General features: G+C 68.1%; 28 protein-coding genes. 19 read left to right on the top strand and 9 right to left on the bottom strand.

Features of this window, described 5'->3' with window-relative positions:
- Positions 1–39 precede the first annotated feature (39 nt).
- Positions 40–414 carry a carboxymuconolactone decarboxylase family protein gene (locus tag ACILRJ_RS10240; RefSeq protein WP_395683089.1) on the bottom strand — a complete coding sequence of 125 codons (375 nt, stop codon included), beginning with the start codon at positions 412–414 and terminating at the stop codon, positions 40–42.
- Between the two features lie 123 nt (positions 415–537).
- On the opposite strand from ACILRJ_RS10240, the gene ACILRJ_RS10235 reads away from it, so the two are divergent.
- Both ACILRJ_RS10235 and ACILRJ_RS10230 read left to right on the top strand, forming a co-directional pair.
- A complete protein-coding gene (locus ACILRJ_RS10235) occupies positions 538–849 on the top strand; it encodes a hypothetical protein (protein WP_395683018.1) in 312 nt (103 codons plus the stop codon).
- A 114-nt stretch (positions 850–963) separates the two neighbouring features.
- Positions 964–1,452 (top strand): NlpC/P60 family protein, encoded by a 489-nt coding sequence (locus ACILRJ_RS10230; RefSeq protein WP_395683016.1) that lies wholly within the window; start codon positions 964–966, stop codon positions 1,450–1,452.
- 97 nt (positions 1,453–1,549) lie between these two features.
- Here ACILRJ_RS10230 and ACILRJ_RS10225 read toward each other — a convergent pair whose 3' ends face one another.
- Entirely contained in the window at positions 1,550–2,038 is a 489-nt protein-coding gene (locus tag ACILRJ_RS10225; RefSeq protein ID WP_395683014.1) for a peptidylprolyl isomerase, read from the bottom strand.
- Between the two features lie 158 nt (positions 2,039–2,196).
- Positions 2,197–3,438 (bottom strand): MFS transporter, encoded by a 1,242-nt coding sequence (locus ACILRJ_RS10220; RefSeq protein ID WP_395683012.1) that lies wholly within the window; start codon positions 3,436–3,438, stop codon positions 2,197–2,199.
- A gap of 201 nt (positions 3,439–3,639) precedes the next feature.
- Between ACILRJ_RS10220 and ACILRJ_RS10215 the strand changes: the two genes are divergently transcribed.
- Positions 3,640–4,299 carry a class I SAM-dependent methyltransferase gene (locus tag ACILRJ_RS10215; protein WP_395683010.1) on the top strand — a complete coding sequence of 220 codons (660 nt, stop codon included), beginning with the start codon at positions 3,640–3,642 and terminating at the stop codon, positions 4,297–4,299.
- Between the two features lie 140 nt (positions 4,300–4,439).
- On the opposite strand, the gene ACILRJ_RS10210 is transcribed toward ACILRJ_RS10215, so the two are convergent.
- Positions 4,440–4,970: a DUF1232 domain-containing protein gene (locus tag ACILRJ_RS10210; protein ID WP_395683009.1), complete on the bottom strand. Its 531-nt coding sequence runs from the start codon at positions 4,968–4,970 to the stop codon at positions 4,440–4,442.
- Positions 4,971–5,242: 272 nt separating this feature from the next.
- Between ACILRJ_RS10210 and ACILRJ_RS10205 the strand changes: the two genes are divergently transcribed.
- From ACILRJ_RS10205 to ccmE, 9 genes are all read left to right on the top strand, one after another.
- Positions 5,243–6,661, top strand: coding sequence for an FAD-dependent oxidoreductase (locus ACILRJ_RS10205; RefSeq protein ID WP_395683087.1), 1,419 nt, complete (start codon positions 5,243–5,245; stop codon positions 6,659–6,661).
- On the top strand, positions 6,658–9,006 hold the full coding sequence (locus tag ACILRJ_RS10200; protein ID WP_395683007.1) for a protein kinase domain-containing protein: 2,349 nt from the start codon (positions 6,658–6,660) through the stop codon (positions 9,004–9,006). Before ACILRJ_RS10205 ends, ACILRJ_RS10200 begins: the two co-directional genes overlap by 4 nt.
- Before the next feature lie 32 nt (positions 9,007–9,038).
- Positions 9,039–9,584: an ECF-type sigma factor gene (locus ACILRJ_RS10195; RefSeq protein ID WP_395683005.1), complete on the top strand. Its 546-nt coding sequence runs from the start codon at positions 9,039–9,041 to the stop codon at positions 9,582–9,584.
- Positions 9,585–9,727: 143 nt separating this feature from the next.
- Positions 9,728–11,215 (top strand): hypothetical protein, encoded by a 1,488-nt coding sequence (locus ACILRJ_RS10190; protein ID WP_395683003.1) that lies wholly within the window; start codon positions 9,728–9,730, stop codon positions 11,213–11,215.
- 55 nt (positions 11,216–11,270) lie between these two features.
- Positions 11,271–11,960, top strand: a complete 690-nt coding sequence (ccmA, locus tag ACILRJ_RS10185) for a heme ABC exporter ATP-binding protein CcmA (RefSeq protein WP_395683001.1) — start codon at positions 11,271–11,273, stop codon at positions 11,958–11,960.
- Positions 11,957–12,640, top strand: coding sequence for a heme exporter protein CcmB (gene ccmB, locus ACILRJ_RS10180; RefSeq protein WP_395682999.1), 684 nt, complete (start codon positions 11,957–11,959; stop codon positions 12,638–12,640). The genes ccmA and ccmB overlap by 4 nt, the downstream gene beginning before the upstream one ends.
- Positions 12,637–13,401 carry a heme ABC transporter permease gene (locus ACILRJ_RS10175; RefSeq protein WP_395682997.1) on the top strand — a complete coding sequence of 255 codons (765 nt, stop codon included), beginning with the start codon at positions 12,637–12,639 and terminating at the stop codon, positions 13,399–13,401. Before ccmB ends, ACILRJ_RS10175 begins: the two co-directional genes overlap by 4 nt.
- Entirely contained in the window at positions 13,398–13,577 is a 180-nt protein-coding gene (gene ccmD, locus ACILRJ_RS10170) for a heme exporter protein CcmD (RefSeq protein ID WP_395682995.1), read from the top strand. Before ACILRJ_RS10175 ends, ccmD begins: the two co-directional genes overlap by 4 nt.
- Entirely contained in the window at positions 13,574–14,023 is a 450-nt protein-coding gene (gene ccmE, locus ACILRJ_RS10165) for a cytochrome c maturation protein CcmE (RefSeq protein ID WP_395682993.1), read from the top strand. The genes ccmD and ccmE overlap by 4 nt, the downstream gene beginning before the upstream one ends.
- 94 nt (positions 14,024–14,117) lie before the next feature.
- On the opposite strand, the gene ACILRJ_RS10160 is transcribed toward ccmE, so the two are convergent.
- The 3 genes from ACILRJ_RS10160 to ACILRJ_RS10150 form a co-directional block, all read right to left on the bottom strand.
- A complete protein-coding gene (locus ACILRJ_RS10160; protein ID WP_395682991.1) occupies positions 14,118–17,024 on the bottom strand; it encodes a two-component regulator propeller domain-containing protein in 2,907 nt (968 codons plus the stop codon).
- Positions 17,025–17,141: 117 nt separating this feature from the next.
- Positions 17,142–17,645: a DUF2938 domain-containing protein gene (locus tag ACILRJ_RS10155; protein WP_395682989.1), complete on the bottom strand. Its 504-nt coding sequence runs from the start codon at positions 17,643–17,645 to the stop codon at positions 17,142–17,144.
- Entirely contained in the window at positions 17,642–18,508 is an 867-nt protein-coding gene (locus tag ACILRJ_RS10150; protein ID WP_395682987.1) for a class I SAM-dependent methyltransferase, read from the bottom strand. Before ACILRJ_RS10150 ends, ACILRJ_RS10155 begins: the two co-directional genes overlap by 4 nt.
- A gap of 75 nt (positions 18,509–18,583) precedes the next feature.
- Between ACILRJ_RS10150 and ACILRJ_RS10145 the strand changes: the two genes are divergently transcribed.
- Positions 18,584–19,003, top strand: a complete 420-nt coding sequence (locus tag ACILRJ_RS10145; RefSeq protein ID WP_395682985.1) for a helix-turn-helix domain-containing protein — start codon at positions 18,584–18,586, stop codon at positions 19,001–19,003.
- Between the two features lie 24 nt (positions 19,004–19,027).
- Here ACILRJ_RS10145 and ACILRJ_RS10140 read toward each other — a convergent pair whose 3' ends face one another.
- Positions 19,028–19,426 (bottom strand): hypothetical protein, encoded by a 399-nt coding sequence (locus ACILRJ_RS10140; protein WP_395682983.1) that lies wholly within the window; start codon positions 19,424–19,426, stop codon positions 19,028–19,030.
- 88 nt (positions 19,427–19,514) lie between these two features.
- Here ACILRJ_RS10140 and ACILRJ_RS10135 point away from each other — a divergent pair, with 88 nt between their 5' ends.
- The 6 genes from ACILRJ_RS10135 to ACILRJ_RS10110 are packed head-to-tail and all read left to right on the top strand — an operon-like array spanning position 19,515 to position 24,964.
- Complete coding sequence (locus ACILRJ_RS10135) at positions 19,515–20,051, top strand: hypothetical protein (RefSeq protein WP_395682981.1); 537 nt, start codon at positions 19,515–19,517, stop codon at positions 20,049–20,051.
- A 33-nt stretch (positions 20,052–20,084) separates the two neighbouring features.
- Positions 20,085–22,082, top strand: coding sequence for a heme lyase CcmF/NrfE family subunit (locus tag ACILRJ_RS10130; RefSeq protein ID WP_395682979.1), 1,998 nt, complete (start codon positions 20,085–20,087; stop codon positions 22,080–22,082).
- Positions 22,079–22,624 carry a DsbE family thiol:disulfide interchange protein gene (locus tag ACILRJ_RS10125; RefSeq protein WP_395682977.1) on the top strand — a complete coding sequence of 182 codons (546 nt, stop codon included), beginning with the start codon at positions 22,079–22,081 and terminating at the stop codon, positions 22,622–22,624. The genes ACILRJ_RS10130 and ACILRJ_RS10125 overlap by 4 nt, the downstream gene beginning before the upstream one ends.
- Positions 22,621–23,070, top strand: a complete 450-nt coding sequence (locus tag ACILRJ_RS10120) for a cytochrome c-type biogenesis protein (protein WP_395682975.1) — start codon at positions 22,621–22,623, stop codon at positions 23,068–23,070. Before ACILRJ_RS10125 ends, ACILRJ_RS10120 begins: the two co-directional genes overlap by 4 nt.
- Positions 23,070–24,323 (top strand): c-type cytochrome biogenesis protein CcmI, encoded by a 1,254-nt coding sequence (gene ccmI / locus ACILRJ_RS10115; RefSeq protein ID WP_395682973.1) that lies wholly within the window; start codon positions 23,070–23,072, stop codon positions 24,321–24,323. The genes ACILRJ_RS10120 and ccmI overlap by 1 nt, the downstream gene beginning before the upstream one ends.
- Before the next feature lie 38 nt (positions 24,324–24,361).
- Positions 24,362–24,964 (top strand): hypothetical protein, encoded by a 603-nt coding sequence (locus ACILRJ_RS10110; RefSeq protein WP_395682971.1) that lies wholly within the window; start codon positions 24,362–24,364, stop codon positions 24,962–24,964.
- Positions 24,965–25,003: 39 nt separating this feature from the next.
- On the opposite strand, the gene ACILRJ_RS10105 is transcribed toward ACILRJ_RS10110, so the two are convergent.
- Entirely contained in the window at positions 25,004–26,686 is a 1,683-nt protein-coding gene (locus ACILRJ_RS10105) for a hypothetical protein (RefSeq protein WP_395682969.1), read from the bottom strand.
- Positions 26,687–26,692 lie beyond the last annotated feature (6 nt).

The raw sequence follows: 26,692 nt of genomic DNA, 5'->3' as shown, positions 1-26,692 counted from the left end.
TTCGCGCTGTCGGACCCTTCGACTCCGCTCGGGACCGGGCTACGCCCGGAGCGAACGGCATCGTGGAATCCAGCCAGCGCCGGTCTTCGCCGCGAACGCATCCAGCACGCGCGCCGAATAAACGAGCGCGGCACCGGCATTGAGCGCGACCGCGACACCAAGGGCCTCGGCGATCTCCTCGCGCGTCGCGCCTGCCTTGGCCGCGGCGTCGGTGTGCACCGTGATGCAACCGTCGCAGCGCGTGGTCACCGCCACCGCGAGCGCGATCAGCTCGCGCGTCTTCGCATCGAGGTGGTTCGTCTTCGCGCCGGCGCCGCTCAACGTCGCATAGCCCCTGACGGTGTCGGGACTGAGACCGGCGATTTCCCCGATGCGCTGCTTGAGCTGGTCCTGGTAGGTGTTCCAGTCGTACATCATGGCGGTCGACTCGTGGCTGGCCGGGATTGCCGGGCACAGCCTACGCCGGACCCGGCGGCTCGCGCTGGCATCAAACCTGCAGCAACCGAGACAGACACCGACTCCCGCGGGGACCCGTAAATGAAGGTTTCAACGAACGAACTGCTGCTTGCCCTGCGCGCGCCGAATTCCGGCTGGCTCGCGGCGCTGGTCTGCGCGCTCGACGAGGCCCTGCAGGACCCCGATTTCGGCGAACCGCAGCGCCAGCTCGTGCGCGGCCTGCTTGACGCCGGCAGCGTGCCGAATCCGGTCGCGATTGCCGCCAACGACCGCCTGACCCGCTTCGAGGAAACGGTCAAGGACCTGCACTCGCTGCTGGTACCGGAAACCGAGCCGGTGGTGGCCGCCGTTTCGGGACGTCCGAAATTGACACTTTGTGTAACCGCCGCCTGAGGCCAGCCCCTCGCCAAGGACAATTTAGGTCACTCCCGGACGCGCTCCCTGCGTTCAGGGCCGGCCTGACCTCGCGACGTTGACTTGTCCGTCGCTCTCGGCGAGCGTTGCCGGATGAAGACGATTCGGCGCCTCGCCACGACGTTCGCGCTTTCCGCCCTGCTTGCCGCCTGCAGCAGCCTGCCGCACCGCAACGAACCTCCGCTGGTCGCCGGCACGCCGCGCGCGGACGCGGCCAATGCGGTGTTGTTCCGTGCGATCGCGCTCGTCGGCACGCCCTACCACTGGGGCGGCAACACGCCACAGGGCGGCTTCGATTGCAGCGGCCTGGTCGGCTACGTCTTCAGCGACGCCGCCGGCGTGACCCTGCCGCGCACGTCGGCCGCGATGAGCGAACTCGGCCAGCGCAAGCTCGCGATCGACTCGTTGCAATCCGGCGACCTGGTGTTCTTCGCGAGCGGCCGCAGCGTCAGCCACGTCGGCATCTATGTCGGCGAGCGCCGCTTCGTGCATGCACCGAACAGCGGCGGCACGGTGCGCCTCGACAGCCTCGACGGCGCCTGGTGGAAGGAGCACTTCGTGTATGGGAAGCGGGTGCTTTGAAGCCGGGTTTGGAGATTCTGGAACTGGGATCGGCAGAGCCGGGACTACGGCTTCGGCTTTTGCCGAATTCCGAATCCCCAATCCCGAATCCCGGCCTTCAGTGCTCGTGACCACCGGCGCCGTGCGCGTGGCGATGCGCGATCTCTTCCTCGCTCGCGTCGCGGATGTCGGTGATCTCGACATCGAACGCGAGTGTCTTGCCCGCGAGCGGATGATTGAGGTCGACGTCGATCACGCTCGAACCGATCTTGTGCACGACGACCATGCGCGGACCCGCTTCACGCGTGTTCAGCACCGTGCTCATGCCCGGCTGCAGGTGTTCGGCGTCGTCGAAATACTTCTTCGGCACGCGCTGGGTGAAGTTCGCACGGCGCTCGCCGTACGCTTCCGCTGGCGCGACGCTGATCTGGAAATGGTCGCCGACGGCGCGGCCGAGCAGCGCCTTCTCCAGACCCGGGATGATGTTGCCGTGACCGATCAGCACCGTCAGCGGTTCGCCGCGTTCGCGCGAGGAGTCGACCGGCTCGGCGCCGCCGTCATTGACGGTGTAATGGAAGGAAACGACCTTGTTCGCCTCGACGTTCACCGCACTGCTCCGACCGTAAAAAAGCGCGCGAGCATAGCAGCTTGGAGTGCGGGCGTCACCGGCGTTCCACGCTTCCTTGCATGCCGCACAGCTTCGCGGATGCGCGGACCAGGGCAGTCGCGGATGCCGCAGTCTCCGCGAAAATCCGCGTCGATGCGCTATTCCGCTCCCGCGGCCACGGCCGAACCGAAGCGCGCCCCGCGCGCCTCCGGTCCTGACCAGGTCACCAGCGCGAGCAGGACCGCGACGACCGCGATGAAGCTCGCCATCGCGAACGCGTAGTCGCCGCCACGCTGCTCGGCGAACCAGTTGAGGAACGGTGCGGTCGCCGACGCGAGCAGGTTGCCGCCCTGGTAGGCGAAACCCGGCAGGGTCGCGCGCACGGCATCGGGCGACAGCTCGTTGAGGTGCACCGGCACGACGCCCCACGCGCCCTGCACCATCACCTGCAGCAGGAACACGCCGACGCCGAGCATCACGATCGAGCCGCCGAATGCCCACAACGGGATCGCCGGCAGCGCGAGGAGTGCAGCGGTGATGATCGCGCGGCGTCGCCCGACCTGTTCGGACCAGCTGCCGAAGAACAGTCCGCCGACGATCGCACCGAGGTTCAGCGTGATCGTCAGCCATGCGACCGTCGAGGTGTCGAAATGATGCTGCTCCTTGAGGAACGTCGGATACAGGTCCTGCGAGCCGTGGCTGAACAGGTTGAAGCACGTCATCAGCACGACCAGATAGGCGAACAGGCCCCAGCGCCCACGCATCGTCTCGATGAAACCCGGACGCGCGGCCTGTTCGCCCTGCGCGGCGATCCACACCGGCGATTCCGGCACGTGCCGCCGGATGTAGAGCACGAGCAGGGCCGGGAGCGCGCCGACGATGAACATGCCGCGCCAGCCGATGTGGTCGAACAGCGTGAGGTAGACGAGGCCGCCGAGAAGGTAACCGCAGGCGTAGCCCTCCTGCAGCAGGCCCGATACCGCACCGCGCGCCTTCGCCGGGATCGATTCCATCGCGAGCGACGCGCCGATGCCCCATTCGCCGCCCATCGCGATGCCGAACAGCGCGCGGATCACCAGCAGCGCGGTCAGCGACGGCGCGAACGCGGACGCGGCTTCGAGCACCGCGAACAGCACGATGTCGAGCATCAGTACCGGTCGACGCCCGTAGCGATCGGCGAGGCGTCCGAACAGCCACGCGCCGAACGGGCGCATCGCGAGCGTCAGCATCAACGAGAACGCGACCTCGGTCTTGCCGACCTGGAATTCGCGCGCGACTTCCGGGATCACGAAGACGAGCAGGAAATAGTCGAACGCGTCGAGCGTCCAGCCGAGGAAACTCGCCAGCACGACCTTGCGCTGGCCCGCATCCAGCTCGCGCAGCACGGCGACGAAATTCATGTCCACCCCCATCAAGACAAGCCGCATCGTCCCGACGGAAGTCGGGACCCAGCACGGTTCGGCCACGCAATCGCCACAACCGGTCGCTGCCGCCACGTACCCCGGACGATCGCGACATCCCGTCCGCGACGCTAGCACAGCCTCCCTTCCCGCGCCCCGTTCTCCCGGCTACCCTGCGATGCCCGCTCCGATGGCTGCGTGATGACCGACGACGCCCGTGACATCGCCCGCCGCATCGCCCGCCGTTTCCGCAAGCCATGGCACCGCGACTACGCACGCGCGAAGCTGCGCATGGACCCGGTCTATGCCGCCGCGGCCGCCGCATTCGGCGACAGCGACACCCCGCTGCTCGACATCGGCTGCGGACTTGGCCTGCTCGGTTGCTACCTGCGCGAGCGCGGATTCCGCGGTGACTACCTTGGACTCGATTTCGACCCGAACAAGATCAGCGCCGCGCGCACCGCGCTGCCGGCGTATGAGCGCTTCCATTTCGAGGACAACCGCGCGCAATCGCTGCCGCCGTTCGCCGGCCACGTCGCCCTCATCGACGTGCTGCACTATCTCGAACGCGACGAGCAACAGGTCCTGCTGCGCGAAGCCGCCGCGCGCGTCGCGCCGGGCGCGTGCCTGATCGTGCGCAGCGTGCTGCGCGATCGCGGCTGGCGCTTCCGCGCGACCGTGATCGAGGAGTTTTTCCTGCACGCGATGCGCTGGATGCGCAGCCCCGCACGCCACTATCCACTGCGCGAGGAAATCGAAGGGCCGCTGCGCGCCGCCGGCCTCGACGCCGACGTGCGACCGCTGTGGGGCAACACGCCATTCAACAGCTTCGTAGTGATCGCCACGCGCCGCGCGCGCTGAAGCCGGCGAAACCCGCATGCGCCCAGGGCGAACGGAAAATGCGCGTCGCGGATCACCCACCCGTTCGCGTCGAACGCAGCGGGCGATGGCGAGAGAAGTCGAAGCGCCCGCAAAGCCTGCGCCGCCGCCCCCCAGCTCCGTTACGCACTCGCCGGGGTGCGCTGGCGTCCGCGCCGCATGCGCGCCTGCAGTTGCGTGCGCAGCGCCGCCAGGTCGCGTGCGTGGGCGCATCGCTCGGTTGCATCACGCAGGTCGGTCGCGAGCGCGGCGCGGAACCCGCAGAATTCCGCGTACGCCTTGCGTACGTGGCGCATGCGCTGCAACAACAGTTCGAGCAGGATCGCGTCGTCGAGCAGGCCGATCACTTCGACATGGTCCGGGATCAAGTCGTCCGGGTCGCTGAAATAGACCAAGGTCTCGACGATGTCGCAGCGCTCGGCGCCGGACAGCGCCCACGCCTCGTCCTCGAGCATGACGATCAGCTTCTGCACCTCGACCACGCGCTTGCGCACGAAGGTCGGCACGTCGGCGGTATTCAGGTGATCGAGCGCGTACTTTGCCGCCTCGATCACCTCGAACTCGTCGGCACATGCGGCCGCACGGCGCGCACGCGCGAGCGCGGCGTGGAAACGCTCGATGTCGGCAGGTTCGAGTTCGAAACTGATGCGCATATCGATCATCCCCGCACGGAATACCGCACGTCGGTCGGTGCAACCGGCATGGCGCCGCTTCCCCAAAGCGGCAATGTACCGCGCGACGCGCGTGTCCGCACCCCGCCGGGTCCGGTACATGTCCAGCACGCTACCTCTTCACAACGCACGCACGGCAGGCCTCTTCCTTGGGTCGGCTTCGGCAGGTTCAAGGCCCTACCGTGCCAGGACTTGCCAAGCACCCGCCGATCGCGCACGTTTCGCCTTCCGCACACACGAACGGCACCACCACGATGGGTGAAGGCGAACCTGGCATCACGATCGTCGGCGGCGGCCTCGTCGGCGCCCTGCTTGCCACCCTGCTCGCGCAACGCGGCTTCGCGGTCGATGTGTTCGAGCGTCGGCCCGATCCGCGCGAGGCGGGCTATGCCGGCGGCCGCTCGATCAACCTCGCGCTCGCCGAGCGCGGCCTTCACGGCCTGCGCCTCGCCGGCCTCACCGAAGAGATCATGCGGCTTGCGGTCATGATGCGCGGGCGCATGGTGCATCACCGCGACGGCCACACCGAACTGCTGCGCTACGGCCGCGACGACAGCGAAGTAATCTGGTCGATCAGCCGCGGTCGCCTCAACATCGCATTGATCGATGCAGCGGAGCGCGCGGGCGCGCGCTTCCATTTCGGTCGCCGGCTGCTATCGGCCGCATTCGGCAACGGCGTGACGATGCAGTTCCACGACGACGGCGCCGACACCGCGCACGAACACGGATGCGCATTCGCGATCGGCGCCGACGGCGCCGGCTCGGCGCTGCGTGCGGCGATGAATGCGCGGCATCCCCTCGGCGAACGCGTCGAGCAGCTCGGGCACGGTTACAAGGAGCTCGAAGTGCCCGCACTGCCGGACTTCCCCGCCTCTTCGCTGCCGTCCGCGGCGGCCGCAGCACTCGCGCGCGGTGAACGCTTCGCGCTCGAACCCAACGCGCTGCATATCTGGCCACGCGGCCATTACATGTGCATCGCGCTGCCGAACGCGGAGGGCAGCTTCACGGTCACCCTGTTCCTGCCGAATGCCGGTGACCCGAGCTTCGCGACGGTCGCGACCCCTGCCGCTGCGCGCGCGCTGTTCGAGCACGACTTCGCCGATGCGGTGCCGCTGATCCCCGAGCTCGAAAAGGACTTCGGCGAGAACCCGGTCGGCGTGCTCGCGACCCTTTACCTCGATCGCTGGCACCTCGGCGGCCACGCATTGCTCGTTGGGGACGCCGCCCACGCGATCGTGCCGTTCCACGGCCAGGGCATGAACTGCGGCTTCGAGGACGCGGTCGAACTGGCCGAACTGCTCGACGCGCACCGCGACGATATCGCCTGGACATTCGCCGAGTTCGAGCGCCGGCGCCGCCCGAATGCGGAGGCGATCGCGAAGATGGCGCTCGAGAACTACGTCGAGATGCGCGACTCGGTCGCCGACGCCGGCTTCCTGCTGCGGCGTGAACTCGGCCGATTGCTCGCCGAGCGCCATCCGGGCCGCTTCGTGCCGCGCTACTCGATGGTCACGTTCACGCGCATGCCGTACGCGCAGGCGTTCGCGCGCGGGGCGATCCAGGACACGCTCCTGCGCGAGCTCACGACGGGCCGCGAACGCCTCGACGAGATCCCGCTCGACCGGGCGGACGCGCTCGTGCGCGAACGCCTGACGCCACTGGAAACGCAGTGATCGAAAACTCCGCCGCATCGATCGAACGGCGACGGCGGGCGTTCGATCTGCTGCGCGAAGCGCTCGACATCGACGAACCCGCACGCGCTGCCTGGATCGAGCGGCGCGCGGGCGACGATGGCGATCTCGCCGACGACGTGAACGCCCTGCTCGGCGCGTCCGGCGCGCAGCTGCTCGATCATGGCGCCGACACGCTCGCCGCCCGTCTTGCCGCCGAGGAAGCGGGCGAGGACGTCCCGGCCGGATCGCGCATCGGCGCATGGACGGTCGTCGGCCTGGTCGGCAGCGGCGGCATGGGCACGGTCTACCGCGTCGAACGCGAAGGCGACGGTTACGTGCACGGCGGTGCGCTCAAGCGCATCAAGCGCGGCATGGATTCGGACGCGGTGCTCGCGCGTTTCCGGCGCGAACGGCAGATCCTTTCGCGCCTCGCACACCCGGCCATCGCGCGACTGCTCGATGGTGGCGTCGCCGCCGACGGTCGCCCCTACCTGGTCATGGAATACATCGACGGCGAGCCGTTGTCGACCTGGTCGGCGCGCGCCGCGGTCGACCTGGACGCGCGCATCGAACTCGTCCTCGCCTTGTGCGCAGCGGTCGCGCACGCGCACCACCGGCTCGTCGTGCACCGTGACATCAAGCCCGCGAACGTCCTCGTCGCGGCCGACGCATCGCCGCGCCTGCTCGACTTCGGCATCGCGCGCGTGCTCGAGGCCGACACCGGCGGATTGGCCACCGCGACCGCGGCGCGTTTCGTTTCGCGCGCGTACGCGGCGCCGGAACAACTGCAGGGTCTCGCGGTCACGACGGCGACCGACATCTTCCAGTTGGGTGCGCTGCTGCACGAGTTGCTGACCGGATTGCGACTGGCGGACGCAGCCGCCGACGCGACGGCGCGCCCGAGCCAGCGCCTCGCCGCCGCACGCGAGCGCGCCGGTGCGCTCGGTCCCGTCGCGATCGCGGCGCGGACGCTGGTCGGCGATGCGGGCATCATCGTCGCGCGCGCGACCGACACGGACCCGGCACGCCGCTATGCGACGATCGAGGCGTTCGCCGACGACCTGCGCCGCTGGCGCGACGGCCGGCCGATCCTCGCACGGGCGGACAGCTCCGGTTACCGCCTGCGTCGTTTCGTCGGTCGCCATCGCTGGCTCGTCGCACTCTCCGCGGTTGCCGTCGCTGCCGTGCTTGGCGGTGCGGGCATCGCCGTGTGGCAAGCGCGCGTCGCCGCACGCCAGGAACGCGTCGCGCTCGAACGCGCCGCGACGGCCGAGCGCGTCAAGCGTTTCATGATCGACCTGTTCCAGGCGCCCGATCCTGCGCAGGCGCGCGGCGCGATGCCACGCGCGGACGAATTGCTCGATCGTGGCGCGGCGCAGATCGCAAGCGGCCTCGCCGGTGAGCCGCGTGTGCAGGCCGAGCTCTACGAAACGATGGGCCTGAGCTACATGGGGCTGGGGCGTTTCGACGAAGGAACGAAATTGCTCGAGCGAGCGGGCTCGGTCCTCGATGCCGCCGGCGATCCCGCATTGGCCGCCCGCGTCGAGACCCGCCTCGGTTCCGCCTATGCCGAGCTCGGTCGTTACCCGCTCGCGCTCGCCGCGCTCGACCGCGCGGCGCGCCAGCGCGCGCTGGCTGCCACGCCGGAACCGGCGGACGACGCGCGCATCGAGTCGGTGCGCGGCTGGGTGCTGCGCGATTTCGGCCGCTACGCCGAATCGGAAACGGCACTGCGACGATCGCTCGAACTCGCGCGATCGACGCCCGAGGACATGAATCCGGCAGTGCTGCGCGCGCTCAACAATCTCGCGTACACGCTGCAGCTGCAAGGCCGCAAGCAGGAATCGATCGCCACCTACGAGCGCCTCGTCGACTGGTTCGGCACGCACGAACCCGCCGACAGCCAGGCGCGCCTGTGGGCGGAATACACGTTCGCCAAGAGCCTGCGCGACCTTGGCGAACCCGCACGCGCGCGGGAGATCCTCGAACGCATCCGTCCAGCCGTGTTGCGTGTCGTCGGAGAGCACCATGCCGACCTCGCGGGGCTCGACATCGCGCTCGGTCAATCCCTGATGGACCTCGGAGACGACGCAGGCCACGCGCGCATCGTCGATGCCGTCGGACGCAGCCACGCAGCCATGCCGCAGAAGAACATGCTGTGGTCGAACGCGGAGTTCGCGCTCGCCGAAGCCGAGCAGCGCGCGGGCAATGCGGACGCCGCCAGGTCGCACTTCGAGGCGGCCAGGACGGCCTACGTCACGCTCGTCGGCACGGATCATCCCGCCGTTCGCGAGTGCGATCGACGGCTCGCGCAGGCCGCACCCGCCCGCGCCGGCATCGATTGACGCGGACGCGGCCGGCGGCGATGCTCGCCCCAGTGGACGAAACCCTCACCGAACTCCTCGATGCCGCGGGCAAGGGCGACGACACCGCGCAGGGCCGCGTCTTCACGCTGCTCTACGACGAACTGCGCCGCTGCGCCCATCGTCAGCTCGGCGGCGCGGGAGAAACGCTGTCGACGACCGCGCTCGTGCATGAAACCTACGTGAAGCTCGTTGCGGCCGACTCGCTGCGCCTCGAGAGTCGTCGCCACTTCATGGCGCTCGCCGCACGCGCGATGCGCCAGGTGCTGGTCGATCACGCGCGGCGTGCCGGCGCCGAAAAGCGCGGTGGCGGCGCCCTGTTCGTGACGCTCGACGATCGCGTGCCCGATGCACCGTCGATCGCGTGCGAAGTGCTCGCGCTCGATGGCGCGTTGACGGAACTGGAGCGCATCGACGCGCGCGCCGCACGCGTCGTACAGCTTCACTTCTTCGGCGGCCTCACGTTCGAGGCGATCGCCGAGCTCGAGGGCCTCAACGAGCGCACGATCAAGCGCGACTGGCAGGCCGCGCGCCACGTGCTCGCCGCCAGCATGGGCTAGGCACGACGGGGCTCTGGCCCGGCTGCGAAGCCCCGTCCAGGCTAGCGGGTCGTCACCGGCCGGTTTGCCGCACGCCCGCCCGCAATGTCCCGATCGGGCGCGCAACCGCGTACTCCATCCCAAGCCTTGGGGAGTTGCGCGTCATGTCGATCCGATCCGCCCTGTTCACCGCATTGTGCCTCCTGCTTGCATCCGCTCATGCGAAAGCCGATGTCGCCGTCGACGCGAGCTTTGCCTACGGCGGCTGGAATCGCCTGTACCAGCCGGGCGGAGGCACCCAGGACGAAAAGGGTGTCGCGTTCGCGCGCACATCGGATGGCGGCTACGTGCTTGCCATGGAAGTACCCGGTGGTGGCGCCAACGGAGGCACCGGCAAGCGCATCGGCTTGTACCGCCTCAATCGCAATGGCATCGCCGTGACCAGCGGTTTCGGCTCGTCGGGCTTCGTGCTCAAGGACGCGTGGCTGACGAGTGTCACCGACATGACGATCGACGCGCAGGGTCGCATCGTTGTCGTCGGCTCGACGCCCGGCCAGGGTGGGCTCGCCGATTTCGGGGTCATACGCTTCAACGCCGATGGCAGCGACGACACCAGCTTCGCCGGTGACGGCGGCACGGTGTTCAGCTTCGAACCCGGCAGCACGGGATACAACGAGGCACCCACGTCGGTACTCACCGACCCGGACGGCCGCATCGTCGTCGCGGGCAACCTGGATTTCGGTGGTGCGGACAAACGACTCGGCGTCGTGCGCCTGAACACCGACGGTTCGATCGATTCGAGCTTCGGCGACATCAGCGACGGCAGCGGTGGGCATCGCGGCACCGACGCGACCTTCGTGAGCGGCCAGGGGGCGTATGCGAGCCGCATCGTGCGCATCGTCGACGGCTACTACCTCATCACGGGCACGTCCGTGTTTTCCTCGACGGACACCGATTTCGCCGCGCGGATCCTCACACCGGACGGATCGCCATGGGCGAATTTCGCCGGTTCGGCGACATTCCCGATCGACGAACCCGGGCCCGGCAACTCGTTCTACGACGCGGTCAACGATGCGGTCGTCGTCGATCCGACGACGGTACTGCTGGTCGGCAGCGCAGGCGGCAAGTTCGCCGCGACGCGGGTCAGGATCGCCGCCAATGGCTTCGGCAACTACGCCATACTCAACCAGGATCTGACGTTCGCCGGCAGTTCGATTCCGGGCCGCCCGTATCGCTACATAGGCAACACCGCGAGTTCGGATTGCCGATCGGCGGCGCTGCGCGGCGATGGTCGCATCGTCCTGGTCGGAGGCACCTCGAGCACGACCATCAGCCGATTCGCCGACGACACCGACGGCATGGACGCGCCGGCAGGCAATTTGTGGGCGCGTGCGGGCCTGGTCACGCGATTGAACGCCGACGGCAGTCCAGACACCACTTTCGGCATTGGCGGCAGCTATCCGTATCTCTCGCCCGGTGGCAACGGGCAGAGTTACTACACCTCGTTCGAGCGCGTCCGGTTCGACGGTTTCCAGCCGGTCATCCTCGGCAGCGCGGTCGACAACAGCGTGGCGATCTCGGATTCGGATGCCGTCATCGTACGACTCGAATCCGACGTGATCTTCGCCGACGGTTTCCAGGCGCATCCCTAGGGCGGCAATCGGACGCATGGCATTACCCCGCGCCTGCCGCTAGCATCCACGCGGCATGACGCCCACTCCTGACCGCACGCGCGCTGGCTACGACCACCCCGCCCTGCTCGAAGCGCGCGCGCTCGCATTTGCGCGCAATGACGAGCCGGTGTTCGGCCCGCTCGACTTCGCCCTGCATCCGGGCGAGGTCGTGCTGATCGAGGGCGACAACGGCGCCGGCAAGACCACCTTGCTGCGCGTGCTGTCCGGCCTGCTCGCGCCGACGTCGGGCGAGATCCGCCTCAACGGCGAGCCGCTGACCCTCGCGCTACTGTCGCCGCAGGTCGCCCTGCTCTCGCACCAGGGCGGACTCAAGTTGGAGCTCAGCGCGATCGAAAACCTGCGCTTCGCCGCCGGCCTGCACGGCGTGCGCAGCGGCATCTCGCCGGCGACCGCACTCGCGGGTGTCGGCCTCGACGGCTACGCCGATGTTCCGGTGCGACAACTCTCCGCGGGCCAGAAGAAGCGCGTCGCGCTCGCACGCGTGCTGCTCGCGCCCGTCGGCCTGTGGCTGCTCGATGAGCCGTACGCGAACCTCGACCTCGAAGGCATCAAGCTCGTCAATCGCCTGCTCGAAAACCACGCGAACCGCGGCGGTGCCGCACTGATCACGTCGCATGGCGCGTATGCGTACACGTCGGGCACGCCGCGCCGCATCCCGTTGCGCCCCGCAAGCTCCGCAATCGACGCTCGAGGCGCCGCATGAAGCCGGGCTCGACCAGCGCGGCGTGCGCAGCGCTGATCCGGCGCGACCTCACCCTCGTCTGGCGCCGCCGCGGCGATGCGGCGAACCCGATCCTGTTCGCGTTGATCGTGGTGGCGCTGTTCCCATTGGCACTCGGACCGGAGCCGGAACAGCTGCGGCGTATCGCCGCAGGCGTCGTGTTCGTCGCGATCCTGCTCGCCGGCCTGCTCGCTCTCGACACGCTGTTCCGCAGCGACTACGAGGACGGTTCGCTCGAACAACTCGTGCTGTCGCCGCATCCGCTGTCGCTGCTGCTCGCGTGCAAGATCGCGGTGCACTGGCTGACCACCGCACTGCCGCTGATCCTCGTCGCGCCGCTGCTCGGCGAACTGCTGCACCTGGCCGAACCGCTGCGCTGGCTGCTGCCCTCGGCGCTGCTGCTGGCGACGCCGCTGCTGAGCCTGCTCGGCGCGGTGTGCGTCGCATTGACGGTCGGCATGCACCGCTCCGGCATGCTGCTCGCGCTGCTCGTGTTGCCGCTGTACGTGCCGGTGCTGATCTTCGGCGCGGGCGCCTGCAACGCGGCGCAGGCCGGGTTGCCGTTCGTCGCGCCCCTGCTCTGGCTCGGCGCTGCGCTCGTACTCGCGCTCGTGCTGGCACCCCTCGCCTGCGCCGCTGCGCTTAGAATCTCGCTCTCATGAACGCCTTCACCCTCTGGTTCCACAGGACCGGCTCGCCACCGACCGCCTATCGCCTCGCCGGCCGCGTCATGCCGTGGTGCTACGGCATCGGCTTCGTGCTGGCCGTCATCGCGCTCTACGGCGGCCTCGCGCTCGCGCCGCGCGACTACCAGCAGGGCGACGCGTATCGGATCATCTTCATCCACGTGCCGTGTGCATGGATGAGCCTGTTCGCGTATTTCTTCATGGCCGCGAACGCGTTCATCGCGCTGGTCTGGCGCATCAAGCTGAGCGAAGTGCTGGCGATGGCGGCCGCGCCGATCGGAGCCGCCTTCACCTTCATCACGCTCGTCACCGGGTCGATCTGGGGCAAGCCGATGTGGGGCACCTGGTGGACCTGGGACGCGCGCCTGACTTCCGAACTCGTGCTGCTGTTCCTCTATCTCGGCGTGATCGGCTTGCATGCGGCGATCGAGGACCGCCGCCAGGCCGCACGCGCGGCCGGCTTCCTCGCCCTGATCGGCATCGTCAACCTGCCGATCGTGCACTTCTCGGTCAACTGGTGGAACACGTTGCACCAGGGCTCGACCGTGCGCCTGATGGGCCCGTCGAAGATCGATGCCTCGATGATCTGGCCGCTGCTGCTTATGGCACTCGCCACGCATGTTTGGTTCTTCGGCAGCGTGCTCGCGCGCACGCGCATCGGCCTGCTCGAACTCGATGGCGGCAAGGACTGGGTGCGCGCGATCGCGCTCGCCGGCGACACGGAGGCGCGCGCATGAACGATTTCCTCGCGATGGGCGGCTACGGCGCCTATGTCTGGAGTTCGTACGCGGTGTTCTTCATCGTGCTCGCGCTCGAAGCGCTCGCGCCGCGCGCGACCCGCCGCCGCGTACTGGCTGAACTGCGCGGCCGCCTCAAGCGCCGCGATGCCCGCAACAACGGACCTTCCGCATGACTCCGACCCGCAAGCGCCGCCTGATTGCCATTTCGCTGATCCTCGCCGCCGTCGGTGTCGCCGCCGGCCTGACCGCGCTCGCGCTGCAGCAGAACATGACGTACCTGTATTCGCCGAGCGAGATCGCCGCCGGCCACGCGCCCGCCGACGCGCGCTTCCGCCTTGGCGGCGTCGTGCTGGAACAATCCATCCGGCGCGCGAGCGATTCGCTCGATGTGAGCTTCATCGTCACCGACCGCTTCAAGGAGATGCCGGTCCGCTATACCGGCATCCTTCCCGACCTTTTCCGCGAAGGACAGAGCATCGTCGCCACCGGCGCGCTCAAGGACGGCCATTTCGTCGCGACTGAAGTGCTCGCCAAGCACGACGAGACCTACATGCCGAAGGAAGTGAAGGACGCGATCGAGAAGGCGAAGCAGGCGCACGCTGACAAGCCTGCAGGCTGACGCAAGCCCGCACGGCCCGTGCGCGCTTCGCAGGCGGCCTGCCGCCTGGCCCGAATCCGCGATCGAAGATTTTGCGAACGGAACCCCGCGTCGATCAGCCGACTTGCGGGCCACCCACGACGCGGTCGCGGCCCTGCGCCTTGGCCCGGTACAGCTCTTCATCGGCAGAGCGAAGCAACTTCTCCGACGATTCCGACGACATCGGTATGGCAGCGGCGACGCCGATGCTGATGGTCACGTGCGCCGCGGCATCCGATGCACCATGCGTGATCGCGAGCGAGCGCACCGCATCAAGGATGCGTCGCGCGACTACCGCGGCTTCGCGGCCATCGCAACCGGTCAGTAGGACCGCGAACTCCTCGCCACCGTAGCGCGCGGCGAGATCCCCCTTCGAGCGCAAGGCCTTCGTCAATGCACCGGCGACTTCGGTGAGCGCAGCGTCGCCGGCGAGGTGGCCGTAGGTGTCGTTGTAGGCCTTGAACGCATCGATGTCGCAGAGCAGCACCGCGAGTGACGTGCCACTCGCGACATGTTCACGCCAGGCGTCGTCGAGGCGCTGGTTGAAGGCGCCGCGATTGGGGATGCGGGTCAGGCTGTCGATCGAGGCGATGCGTTTCAGAGCCTCGTTCGCGTCGCGCAGCGCTTCGGTTCGCTGGGCGACTTCACGCTTGAGGTCGCGCTCGCGTTCGTGCAGGCGCCACACGCGGACGCGATAGATCGCCGCGAGCAGGCCGATCGCGCCGAGCACCGCGAGCATGCGGAACCACCAGCTTTCGTACCAGCTCGGGACGATCGAGAAGCGCACGGTCGCACCCTCGGTGTTCCAAACGCCGTCGTTGTTGCTCGCGATCACGTTGAACACGTAGTCGCCCGGCGGAAGGTTGGTGTAGGACGCGACGCGGCTGCTGCCGGCCTCGATCCAGCCGCGGTCGAACCCCACGATGCGGTAGCGGTATTTCACCGCTGCCGGCGCGACGTAGCTCATTGCCGCATAGCGCAGTTCGATGCGCTCGACATCGGGACCTATCGCACCGATGTGGTCCGGGTCGGCCTCGCGGCCATCGACGAAGACGCGTTCCATCGCCACCTGCGGGCGCAGTTCATTCCGATGCGCGTGCTTCGGATCGACGACGACGACACCGTTGGCGGTGCCGAACCACAGCCGCCCGTCCGGCGTGCGCCCGGCCGGCGTCTGCGAAGCGCCGTTTGCCTGCGAGGACAACATGCCATCATTCTTGCCGTACCAGACCGGTTCGACCTGCGCCACCGTTCCGTGCCCCAGCGCATCGAGGTCGGAGCGTGCGAGGCACGCGATGCCGCGGTTCGAACTGACCCAGAAGTTGCCCTCGTCGTCATCGAGGATCGCGAACACCGCATCGCCATAGAAGCCGGCGCGCTGCGTGTAGCCCTCGACCGTGGTGCCCTGGATGCGCGCGAGACCGACGCTCGTGCCGAGCCACATGGCGCCATCAGCATCGGGATGGAACGCGAACACGCTGGTGCCCGGCAAGCCGTCGGTACCGCAACGGTCGACCACTCGGTCGCGCAGGCAGCGCAGTCCGCTGCGTTCACCGATCCACAGGCGTCCGCCGGCGTCTTCGCGCAAGGCGCGCGTGTCGTCTCCGCGCGTGCCTTCCACCACTTCGACGGAATCGCCGTTTATGCGCGCGACACCCTGCAACGTCGCCACCCACATGCCGCCATCGCGACTCGGCGCGAACGCGAACACGATCGTGCCGGGCATGCCGTCGCTCATGTTGAAGTTGCGCAACGAGCCGTCGGGCGCGATCCGGCTCACGCCCTCCGTGCCGCCCACCCACAGGTTGCCGGCCGCATCGCTTTCGATTGCGCGCACGAGCTGGCTCGGCAGCCCCTGGTTGATCGATGCCGCAGGCACCAGCACCTGGTCTTCGTAGCGCGCGAGTCCCGCGCCATCGGTACCGATCCACAACACGCCGGCACGGTCCAGGTGCACGGCGCGCACCGCGTTGGATTCCATCGCGCCCGTGACCGTGATGAGCTTCGAATTGCTGAAGCGGTGCACGCCGCTCGACGTCGTGCCCATCCAGAGGTTGCCTTCGATGTCCTCGAACATCGAACGCACGGTTTCGCCGACCATCCCCGCGAGCGTGTTGTCGCAATCGAAACGCACGTCGGTCAGGCGGCAGATACCCACGCCGAGCGGCGCGAACCAGAGGTTGCCGTCACGGTCCCCGAACAGCGAATACACGCGTTTCGCATCGAGCGCGGCCAGGCGCGGATCGCGTTCGAAGCGCCCGTCTCGATATCGGACGGGCCCGGCCTGCGTACCGGCCCACACGCCTCCGTCGTGATCGATCGCGAGGCTGTACACGGCATTCGTCGGCAATCCGCGCGACGTGTCGAGCGTCTCGACCTGCCCGTCACGCCAGTGCACGACACCGACGCCATCCGCCGCGATCCACACGCCGCCGACGCCATCGGCAACGATCGCGCGATAGAAACCGCGTGGCGGGAATCCGCTTTCGGTGCCGAGCAGGTGCGCGCCCGTCGCATCCATGCGCGCGACGCCGGCATTGGTGGTCAGCCAGAGCGAACCGGCGCGGTCCTGCACGATGCCGAACACGCTCTCGATCGCCGCGGGCAGCGCCACCGGTTCAAGGGCGTATCCGCGACACCGGTAAAGCCCGCCGTTGAGGGTTCCCACCCACAGCGTGCCGTCGCGATCGGCGGCGACCGCGGTGATCGCCGAACTCTTCAGCGCCGGTGCGGCACGCTGGTCGATGGTGTCGAACTCGGCGCCGCTGTAGTGGATCAGGCCACCGTAGGTGGCCAGCCAGATCGAACCGTCCTTGCGCTGCGCGATCGACAGCACCGTGCCCTGCGGCAACTGGTTCTCATAAAAGACATGCGTGAGCTGGTTGATCGCGCGGTCGGGATCAAGCGCGCGCGCCGGCGTCGCGACCAGCGCGCTGCACAGGGCAACCACGAGCGAATACCATACCCCGACATGGCGAATCACGCGCAAATCCGACCGTTCCACCTCTTAGTGCAACCTGCATCGTATCAGCGTATCCGCAGGCAGGGTGTCCGCCGATGGTCACACAGTGTCGCGGCGAAGGGATGAAGGCGTCGGGGTTCATCCCGGTCCCCAGGCGGATATCGCCCATGCGCTCACGTACAGGCCGGTGCCGAACACCGTGTGAGTGAGGACGCTGCGTGCGCGCGCGATCCACGGATTGCGCGTGCGGCGTGCCGCGATGCCGGCGCCCATGCCGGGCTGCATCAAAAGCAGCGGCGCGACGACGCTGCCGACGCCGACGATGAGTGCCGGCGCGATGCTCGGTTGGCGTACCCATCCGGCACCCCACACCGCGAGCAGGAGGGACGCGAACGCGATGCCGGTCAGGTAGTGCACGCTCCAGCCGAGTTCGCGTTCGCCGCGAACGGGCGCGGCGGCCGCGATCGAATCGTGGCGGAACCGCCCCTTGCCCATGTGCGCGACCCAGCGCCCGACCAGCGCAAAGTCCGGCGCCGCGATGCCGGACAACCGCTGCCGCAGCCACGAAAACAGATCCAGCAGCGCGGTCGCGCCGATGCCGAGGACGATTGCGTACACGACCGGCAATCCGATATCGCTCACGGCCTCACCTGAATCGCCTGCGCCGACCGGGCGGAAACCTCCCAACAGGCGGCATCGAAGCGCACGTCCTCGCCCTTCACGTACGGCTCGAACGCTCGGCGCACATCGTCCACGATACGCTCGCGCGTCGATGCATCCACGTTCTGCAGCGCGCGTCCGAGCGGTCCCATCTGCGTGATGTACTGCGTCAACGCGCTCGCCGGAAAGCGGCAGGCCGCATCGACCGGCTCCATCCAGACGCTGGTCCAGCCGCTCGCGTCGAGGATGGACCGGACCCGCGCCGGGTCCGCGAATGCGAACTGCCCGGGAGCGCCCGGTGCACTCCTCGGCATGCGCGGTAACCAGCGGCGCGCGACGTGTTCGGCGGTGGTCATGAACGGATTCTCCGCGGCGCTGCGCCAGGCGAAGAAATGCAGGCCGGCATCATCCGTCGCCGCGCGGCGAAGGTTCGCGAACGCGGCGACGGGGTCGTCGAAGAACATCACGCCAAAGCGTGACACGATCCAGTCGAACGACGCCGCTGCAAGGACATGCTCCTGCGCGTCGGCACGAATGAAGCGTGCGGTCGCATGCTGCTCCTGCGCACGCCTGCGTGCCACTTCGATCATCGGCGCCGAGATGTCGATGCCCGTGCATTGCGACGACGGACCGTGCCGCCGCGCGATCGCCAGCGTCGTCGCACCGGTACCGCACCCCACGTCGAGGACGCTGCGTGGCAGCCGCGCTGCGACCGCTTCGACGAGGCGCGCCTCGAACGGTTCGAACATCGCGTCGAGCGCGGGCTGGCCCTCGACCCAGGCACGTCCGGCGCTGCCGTTCCAGAGCGCGGACTGTGCGCTGTCGGCGCGTCCTGCTTCATTCATGGTGGTATCCACGGGCTTGCTTCCATTGGGAGACAAGCGCACTCTGCCACTTGAAGTCCACTTGAGGTCAAGCACATGCACGAACTCGACATCGGCGAGGTCGCGAGCCGCTCGGGCGTGGCAGCCTCGGCCCTGCGCTACTACGAGGACCAGGGCCTTATCCGCTCGATCGGGCGACGCGGCCTGCGCCGCCAGTTCGATGCGGGCGTGCTGGAACGGCTCGCCCTGATCACGCTCGGACGCGCCGCCGGATTCTCGCTCGAGGAAATCGCGCGCATGTTCGCCGATGGCCAACCGCGCATCGACCGCGCGCTGCTCTCGACCAAGGCACGGGAACTGGACGCGACCATCCGCAAGCTCACCGCGATGCGCAACGGCCTGCGCCACGCCGCCGCCTGCAGCGCGCCGAGCCACATGGAATGCCCCACGTTCCGCAAGCTGCTCGGCGCTGCCGCGCGCGGAGCGCTTGCACCGGCGACGAGGAGGAAATCCTGATCGGAGTTGCCAGCAGGCTCCGCGTCATGAACCCGCATTCGCAGCGAACCAGGTCAAGACCGCCACCAGCAACAACGCGATCCAGCCCGGATGTCGCCCGCGCGTGCCGACGAACACCAGCGCGGCGCAGCCAAGGTAAGCGACGCCGATGGCATTGACGACGATCGGAGCCGGTGCCGTTGCAGAACCGACCGCGCACAACAGGATTGCAGCGCATGCCCAGTTGAAGACCGACGCAAGGTGCCAGGTCGCCCAGAGGATCCGCACATGACGCACCTGCAACGGCGGCGCAGCGAGGCTCGGCACGATCGCGTTCTCACGCAGATGACGGAAGATCAGACGCTCGCCGAGAACGGAATGGACCAGGCCGGTCACGATGGCCAGGCTTGCGGTGAGCGCGTAGAGGATTTGCGTCAGCTTCATCACGAATCCCTGTGGAAATCGACCGCTGGCGTGCATGCCGCACGCGTCGCGGGCGCGCGCAGCCTAGCACGCGGAAGCGCCGGGCCCGATGCGTTCGAACGCGCACGGCGCACCGCGAGCCTATCCCGTTCGCGTTGAGCGCGGCGCGTGGCACGCGCGCGAAGCCGAAACGCCCGCGTACCGGAAAGCCCCTTCGACTCCGGTCTTGCAGGCCTGCGCTCAGGGGGAACGGATCAAGGCAGAGCCGGCGCATCCCGCTGCCGTTCGCGTTGAGCGCAGCGCGCGGCACGCGCGCGAAGTCGAAACGCCCGCGTACCGGAGAGCCCCTTCGACTCCGGCCTTGCAGGCCTGCGCTCAGGGGGAACGGATCAACGCAGAAGCGCATTCCGCCACCGTTCGCGTCGAGCGCAGCACGCGCATCCCACCAGAGCCGTTCGCGTCGAGCGCAGCACGCGCATCCCACCAGAGCCTTTCGCGTCGTGCGCAGCGTGCGCATCTGTTCGGCGACCTCCTCACCGACAAGGCCCCGATGCTCGCCGGCCAGGCGGGACTGTCCCGGCGCTCCGTGGTTCCTGCGCCGATCCGCCGCACCCCCTCGGTACTGCCACCCCGGCAAGTCGCGTAAGCTTGCGGTTTCCCCGCCGCGCAGCCGTTCCGCATGCTCCCCGAACTCGGTCAATTCGCGTTGATCCTCGCCCTGTTGCTGGCCGCATCGCAGTGCGTGCTGCCGATCCTGGGCGCCCAGCTCGGCAACCGCGCGCTGATCGCGGTCGCGCGGCCGGCGGTCGCGGGTCAGGCGGTTTTCGTCGTGCTGGCGTTCGCGATACTCACGTTAGCGTTTGTGACGCAGGACTTCTCGGTCGCCTACGTCGCGCAGAATTCCAACTCGGTGCTGCCGTGGTACTACCGCTTCACGGCGGTATGGGGCGCGCACGAGGGCTCGATGCTGCTGTGGGTGCTGGTTCTCAATCTCTGGACCGTCGCAGTCGCCGCGTTCAGCCGCCGCCTGCCGGACGACTTCATCGCTCGCGTGCTTGGCGTGCTCGGCTTCATCAGCTTCGGCTTCCTGCTGTTCCTGGTGCTGGCATCGAATCCGTTCCTGCGCGAGCTGCCGATGCCGGTCGACGGCAACGATCTGAACCCGGTGCTGCAGGACCCGGGCATGATCGTGCATCCGCCGATGCTCTACATGGGCTTCGTCGGCTTTTCGGTCGCGTTCTCGTTCGCGATCGCGGCGCTGCTCGGCGGCAACCTCGATGTCGCGTGGGTGCGCTGGGCGCGCCCGTGGACGAATGTCGCATGGGCCTTCCTGACGCTCGGCATCGCACTCGGCTCGTGGTGGGCGTACTACGAACTCGGCTGGGGCGGCTGGTGGTTCTGGGATCCGGTCGAGAACTCCTCGTTCATGCCGTGGCTGGTCGGCACCGCGCTGATCCATTCGCAGGCAGTGACCGAGAAGCGTGGCTCGTTCCGCGCGTGGACCCAGTTGCTCGCGATCTTCGCATTCTCGTTGTCGCTGCTCGGCACGTTCCTCGTGCGTTCGGGCGTTCTCACCAGCGTGCACTCGTTCGCGGCCGACCCCAAGCGCGGACTGTTCATCCTGTGCTTCCTCGCGATCGTGATCGGCGGTTCGCTGCTGTTGTATGCGCTGCGTGCTCCGAAAGTCGCGGGTGGTGAGCCGTTCGCCGCGGTCTCGCGCGAAACCCTGCTGCTGGTCAACAACCTGATGTTCACGGTCGCGGCGGCAATGGTCCTGCTCGGCACGCTCTACCCGATGATCGGCGACGCATTCAATCTCGGCCGCATCTCGATCGGACCGCCGTACTTCGGTTTCATGTTCGTGCTGCTGATGCTGCCGGTCGTGCTGCTGATGCCGTTCGGCCCCTTCATCAAGTGGCGTGCGGGCGACTGGCGCGTCGCGCTCGCGGCGCTGCGACCTGCGTTCGTCGGCGCGATCGCCTGCGCGATCGTCGCGGCGATCCTCGCGCGCACATTCGCCGACGGCCTGCCGTCACGCGCGATCGTCGGCACCGCCGCATCGCTGTGGGTCGGCCTCGGCATCGTGCTGTATGCACTGTCGCGCTGGCGCCACGCACCGCGTGGCCGCCGCTACACGCCGGAGATGCTCGGCATGATCTGCGCGCACTTCGGCGTGGCGGTTTTCGTCGCCGGCGTGCTGATCGTCGAGGCGACCAGCGTCGAGAAGGACGTGCGCCTCGCGCCGAACCAGAGCGTGACGATCGGCGCGCTCGACTTCCGCTTCGACGGCGTGAAGGAAGCGAAGGGTCCGAACTTCACCGCGCAGCAGGGCACGCTGAGCGTGCTGAAGGACGGCAATGTCGTCGCAACCCTGCATCCGCAGAAGCGCGTGTACCTGCGCAACCAGCAGCCGCAGACCGAATCGGCGATCGACCCCGGGCTCTTCCGCGACGTGTACGTCGCACTCGGCGAACCGATCGGCACCGACGGCGCGTGGGCCGTGCGCGTGTACGTGAAGCCGTTCGTGCGCTGGATCTGGCTCGGCGCGCTGTTCATGGTGCTCGGCGGATTGGTTGCCGCGGCGGACCGGCGCTTCCGCGCCTTGCCTGCCCCGAAGACATTGCCCACGCGCGAGCCCTTGGCACCACCCGCGACCAATGCGGAGGCGAACGCATGAATGCACGCCTGCTGCCCTTCGCGGGCTTCATGCTCGTGCTTGCCCTGCTCGGTTTCGGCATCTGGTGGAGCAGCTCGCACGACCTGCGCGAAGTGCCGTCGCCGCTGATCGGCAAACCCGCGCCGACCTTCAGCCTGCCGTTGCTTGGCGACCCGTCGAAATCGCTCGGCAGCAAGGAACTTGCAGGACAGCCGTACCTGCTCAACGTGTTCGCGAGCTGGTGCGTCGCCTGCCGCGACGAGCATCCGATCCTGATGCAGCAGGGCAAATCGCTCGGCATCAAGCTGGTCGGCTTCAACTACAAGGACGAGGCCGCCGATGCGCAGCGCTGGCTCATGCAGTTCGGCGATCCCTATGACGTGGTGATCGCCGACCTTCCCGGCGACGTCGCGATCGATTTCGGCGTGACCGGTGCGCCGGAGACCTTCCTCGTCGATGCCCGCGGCATCGTGCGCTACAAGTACATCAGCCCGATCACGCCCGCGATCATTGCGACCGAGCTGCTGCCGCGCATCGCGAAGATGAAGGCGGAGGCGCGATGAACCGCCTGGTCCGCATCGCGCTCGCGTTCGCGCTGATCGCCTGCGCGCACGCGGCGGTCGATCCGCTGCCATTCAGGGACCGCGCCGAGGAGCTGCGCTTCCAGAACCTGACCAAACAGCTGCGTTGCCTGGTGTGCCAGAACGAAAGCCTCAATGATTCGAGCGCGCCGCTTGCGGCGGACCTGCGCCGGGACGTGTTCGAGCAGATGCAGGCCGGCAAGAGCGATGCCGAGATCAAGCAGTGGCTCACGGCTCGCTACAGCGATTTCGTGCTGTACGACCCGCCGCTGCGCGGTGGTACCTGGCTGCTGTGGTTCGGGCCGTTGCTCGTGCTGCTCGCCGGCGGCGCCGGCATCCTCGCGATCGTGCGCCGGCGCGCGCGCGCGACGACCGCCACACCGGCGCCAACCGCGCGCCATGCAAGCGATCTCGAGGACGACTGGTGATGGCGATGTTCGTGGTTTGCGTGGCGCTGATGATCGCCACCGCGCTCGCATTCGTGCTGGTGCCACTGCTGCGCCATCGATCGGGCGCGACCGATCCGGCGGCGCGGCGTCTGCGTGCGCTCGACCAGGCGCTCGCGGCCGGCGTCATCGACGCCGACGAACACGCACGCAAGCGCGAGGTGCTGGTCGCATCCAGCGCCGAAGCAACGCCTGCGCGTCCGTCGCGCGGCGCATTCGCCGCCCTGCTGCTGGTCGCCTTGCTCCTGCCCGCCTCGGCGCTGCTGCTGTATCGCCTCGTCGGCGCACCGCAGGCGCTCGATCCCGCGAATGTCGCGGCAGCGCCGGCGGACGAGCACGGCCCCGACATGCAGAAGGCGATCGAAGCACTCGCCGCGCGCCTTGCGCAGCAGCCCGACGACGTCGAAGGCTGGGCACTGCTCGCGCGCGCGTACCAGGCCACCGGTCGCACACAGGAATCGCTCGACGCCTATCGGCATGCACACGAACTCGCGAAGGACAATCCGGCGGTCACGGTCGAATACGCGCAGGCACTCGCGGTGGTCGCTCCGGATCATCGCATCCAGGGCGAGTCACGAGATCTGCTCGAAGGTGTATTGAAGGTCGACGCGAGCAACCAGCGCGCGCTGTGGCTGCTCGGCATCAGCGACTACCAGGCAGGTCATTACGATGCCGCGATCGCGCGCTGGAACACCCTTATGCCGTTGCTCGAAGCGGGCTCGGAAGTCGCGGCGAGCGTGAAACAGCAGATCGCCGAGGCGGAAGCGAAGCGCGACGGCAAGGAGACGCCGGCACCAATGAGGCCGCCGGCCCGGGAAAGCAGCCAGGGCATCGCGGCTTCCGCCGCTCCCACAAAGGACACTGCCGCCAGTGGCACGGCAGCGGCTGCGCCGCGACTCACGGTGCAGGTGTCGCTCGATCCGAAACTCGCTGGCAAGCTCGATGCCGACGCCACGCTGTTCGTGTTCGCGCGCGCGGCGAGCGGGCCGCCGATGCCGCTCGCGATCCAGCGCCTCAAGGCCTCGCAGTTGCCGCTCACGGTCACGCTCGACGAGAGCATGGGCATGCTGCCGAACATGAAACTGTCGATGTTCCCCCAGGTCGTGGTCGGCGCACGCATCTCGAAGTCCGGCAATGCGCTGCCGCAGAGCGGCGACCTGCAGGTGCTGTCGGCGCCGCTCGACGTGCACCGCAGCGAGCCGCTCGCGCTGGCCATCGACCAGGTCGTTCCCTGAGCCCGGATCAATTTGTCACGCCCTCCAGGAGCCGGTTCATGATCGCAGTCATCCGATCGTTCGCAATGGCGGTCATCGCGTTGACGGCCCTTGGCAGCCTCCAACAAGCCATTGGCGCGGAGGAGGCAGACGATTCCTGCACGCCGGAGGCGGTCGCGTCGCGCAAGCAACGGGCAGGCGCAGGCGACGTCAAGGCGATGTACTGGCTCGGAACCGGATTCGACATCGGCACCTGCGGCACCGTCGACAAGCGAGAGGCATGGAAACTGCTGACGAGCGCCGCGGGCCGCGAATTCCCGCCCGCCATCCACGCGCTCGGTGTCATACGGCGTCGTGATGGCGAACCACGCGAAGCGATCGGCTATTTCAAGAGATCGGCAAACCTCGGCTACCAACTCGGGTTTGTCGATGCGGGCTTCACGTATGCCGAAAGAGGCAAAGCCCACGATGCCGCCGCGGCACACGCCTCGCTTTCGATCGCCATCGCTCGAGAGCAAGAGGCGACCCTTCGCGAATTCCTCGAACGTACCCGCGAGCGAACCGCTGCCGAGATGACACCTGCCGACTTGCAACGAGCAAGGGACATGGCGACCGACCTCGCGCGTCGGTATGAATCCGTGGCGAAGTGGACAGACGACTGACTTCGCGAATGGCGCGGCAATCCAAGCGCCAAACCATCGTCAGTCAGCGCAGCCGGCCCACCAGCACGGGTTCGCGGTGATGAAATCGAGCAGCGCGTTCTGCTTGGGCGTGCTGGGTTCGTCGAGGTATTCGACCGCGCCCCAGCTGCCGAACTTGCCGTAGCCGCTCGATGACGTGAAGTTCATGAACAGCTCGCCGCCACCGGCGCGCCAGTCGTCGAGGTGCGTCGCGTAAGCGGCGCCCATGCGCGCGTCGCGGTTCGCACCGGTGAAGAGTGCCTCGATCGTCGTGTTGTTCTCGATGCCGAGGATGCCGACGAGGTGTTGCCCGCCTTCATAGGTCACGAGGTGCAGGTTGCGCGCGACGGCTGCGGCATGCTGCGCGGCGATCCAGCCGCGCGCTTCGGCAAGCGCGCCGCCCGCCGGTCCGCCTGCCAGCTGCCCGCCGTTCGCGATTTCCGCGAACAGCGTGTCGGGCGACCACGTCTCGATCGTCGCCGCGGTCGAAGGGCCGTCCATGTAGCCGCCGAAATACGGTGCGATCGCGATCGCGGTGATGCCATGCGCGCTGCACGGCGCGCCCGTGCTCCACAGTGGGCAGTCGGCGGACTGCTCCTGCGTGTAGGCGTTTGCGGCTTGCGCGCCGAGCACGCAGGTGACGCGCGCGGCATCCGCTCCCCATGCGGCCTTCCACAGGTCGCACATCTGCGCGGTGCGTTCGCCGTGCCAGTTGAGGCGGCGATCGAAGCCGGAACCGATGTTGCCATACTCCGCGGTGCCCATCGATTCGACGTAGGCGCCCTGGCCGAACTGCCCGTTCCAGACCTCGTTCGAATATTCGACGTAGACGCGGCGATTGCGTTGCAGCAAGCGCTTGACCGACTGCGCGAACTGCGTGATGTAGTCGTCGGTCGCGCGGTGCGGCATGTTGAACCAGGGATCCGCGTCGGTGCGGTTCGACAGTTCGACCATCATCTCGAGCGGCACGCCGCCGCCTTCGGTCCAGCGCACGTCGTCGAGGTGCGGACGATGGGCGAAGTCCTGTTGCGTCGAGTTGTTGGTCTGCATCCAGTCCATGAAGCGCAGCACCTTGTTGCGCCGGATCAGCGAGAGGAAGTCCGGATGGAACAGTTGCCCCGGCCCGCGGTGCTCGTCGTAGCCCGGCATCCAGACATGGATGTTGCGCGGCGGATTGCCGCTGTCGATCGCATCGAAGCGCATCATCCAGCCGCCGGTCGCGGAATCCACGTCGAGCACGTCGCGGCCCGGCGTGGACAACGCCACGTTGCGGTGCGCGGCGAAGAAATAGCTGATCGTCGCGCTGCCGTCGTAGGTGACGACGTAGCGGCCGCCCGGGTAGTGGCCGCCGAAATCGCCGAACGAGAACAGCGTCGCGACCGCGTTGTAGGACGGCGTGTCGCAGCCCGGATTCGCGGCGACCGGGGCGAGCGAGCGCAGGTAGCCGCGCGCGTCGAGGTCGAGGCAGGCCTCGTCGCCGGTGTCGAACACGCCGCTGCCGGTGGTGTCCTGGGTGATCCAGCCACGCGACTGCTTCATCGCGTCGATGAAGTTGTAGCTCGTCGAGTAGTCGACCACGCCGTCGAGATTCGTGCCAAGCGGCGAGGCGTGGTTGGCGGGGAAGTCGAAGCCGTCGCGATGGATCGTCTCGAACGCCGCCGCCGGCGATGCGATCGCGAGCGCGGCGAGCGCGAAGGAAGCCATGATGGC

The sequence above is a fragment of the Dokdonella sp. genome (assembly GCF_044227025.1).
Classification (GTDB): Bacteria; Pseudomonadota; Gammaproteobacteria; order Xanthomonadales; family Rhodanobacteraceae; genus Dokdonella_A.
Note: the sequence above shows the minus strand (reverse complement) of the source record. Positions and strands in the feature narration are given on the sequence as shown.

What these genes read in the sequence shown, in the direction of transcription:
- ACILRJ_RS10205 (WP_395683087.1), top strand. Translation starts at nt 5,243, where the DNA reads ATGGGTGAAGGCGAACCTGGCATCACGATCGTCGGCGGCGGCCTCGTC.
- ccmI (WP_395682973.1), top strand. Translation starts at nt 23,070, where the DNA reads ATGGCGATGTTCGTGGTTTGCGTGGCGCTGATGATCGCCACCGCGCTC.
- ACILRJ_RS10235 (WP_395683018.1), top strand. Translation starts at nt 538, where the DNA reads ATGAAGGTTTCAACGAACGAACTGCTGCTTGCCCTGCGCGCGCCGAAT.
- ccmE (WP_395682993.1), top strand. Translation starts at nt 13,574, where the DNA reads ATGACTCCGACCCGCAAGCGCCGCCTGATTGCCATTTCGCTGATCCTC.
- ACILRJ_RS10240 (WP_395683089.1), bottom strand. Translation starts at nt 414, where the DNA reads ATGTACGACTGGAACACCTACCAGGACCAGCTCAAGCAGCGCATCGGG.
- ACILRJ_RS10130 (WP_395682979.1), top strand. Translation starts at nt 20,085, where the DNA reads ATGCTCCCCGAACTCGGTCAATTCGCGTTGATCCTCGCCCTGTTGCTG.
- ACILRJ_RS10140 (WP_395682983.1), bottom strand. Translation starts at nt 19,426, where the DNA reads ATGAAGCTGACGCAAATCCTCTACGCGCTCACCGCAAGCCTGGCCATC.
- ccmD (WP_395682995.1), top strand. Translation starts at nt 13,398, where the DNA reads ATGAACGATTTCCTCGCGATGGGCGGCTACGGCGCCTATGTCTGGAGT.
- ccmB (WP_395682999.1), top strand. Translation starts at nt 11,957, where the DNA reads ATGAAGCCGGGCTCGACCAGCGCGGCGTGCGCAGCGCTGATCCGGCGC.
- ACILRJ_RS10175 (WP_395682997.1), top strand. Translation starts at nt 12,637, where the DNA reads ATGAACGCCTTCACCCTCTGGTTCCACAGGACCGGCTCGCCACCGACC.
- ACILRJ_RS10220 (WP_395683012.1), bottom strand. Translation starts at nt 3,438, where the DNA reads ATGAATTTCGTCGCCGTGCTGCGCGAGCTGGATGCGGGCCAGCGCAAG.
- ACILRJ_RS10110 (WP_395682971.1), top strand. Translation starts at nt 24,362, where the DNA reads ATGATCGCAGTCATCCGATCGTTCGCAATGGCGGTCATCGCGTTGACG.
- ACILRJ_RS10135 (WP_395682981.1), top strand. Translation starts at nt 19,515, where the DNA reads ATGCGTTCGAACGCGCACGGCGCACCGCGAGCCTATCCCGTTCGCGTT.
- ccmA (WP_395683001.1), top strand. Translation starts at nt 11,271, where the DNA reads ATGACGCCCACTCCTGACCGCACGCGCGCTGGCTACGACCACCCCGCC.
- ACILRJ_RS10210 (WP_395683009.1), bottom strand. Translation starts at nt 4,970, where the DNA reads ATGCGCATCAGTTTCGAACTCGAACCTGCCGACATCGAGCGTTTCCAC.
- ACILRJ_RS10125 (WP_395682977.1), top strand. Translation starts at nt 22,079, where the DNA reads ATGAATGCACGCCTGCTGCCCTTCGCGGGCTTCATGCTCGTGCTTGCC.
- ACILRJ_RS10215 (WP_395683010.1), top strand. Translation starts at nt 3,640, where the DNA reads ATGACCGACGACGCCCGTGACATCGCCCGCCGCATCGCCCGCCGTTTC.
- ACILRJ_RS10145 (WP_395682985.1), top strand. Translation starts at nt 18,584, where the DNA reads ATGCACGAACTCGACATCGGCGAGGTCGCGAGCCGCTCGGGCGTGGCA.
- ACILRJ_RS10120 (WP_395682975.1), top strand. Translation starts at nt 22,621, where the DNA reads ATGAACCGCCTGGTCCGCATCGCGCTCGCGTTCGCGCTGATCGCCTGC.
- ACILRJ_RS10150 (WP_395682987.1), bottom strand. Translation starts at nt 18,508, where the DNA reads ATGAATGAAGCAGGACGCGCCGACAGCGCACAGTCCGCGCTCTGGAAC.
- ACILRJ_RS10190 (WP_395683003.1), top strand. Translation starts at nt 9,728, where the DNA reads ATGTCGATCCGATCCGCCCTGTTCACCGCATTGTGCCTCCTGCTTGCA.
- ACILRJ_RS10230 (WP_395683016.1), top strand. Translation starts at nt 964, where the DNA reads ATGAAGACGATTCGGCGCCTCGCCACGACGTTCGCGCTTTCCGCCCTG.
- ACILRJ_RS10105 (WP_395682969.1), bottom strand. Translation starts at nt 26,686, where the DNA reads ATGGCTTCCTTCGCGCTCGCCGCGCTCGCGATCGCATCGCCGGCGGCG.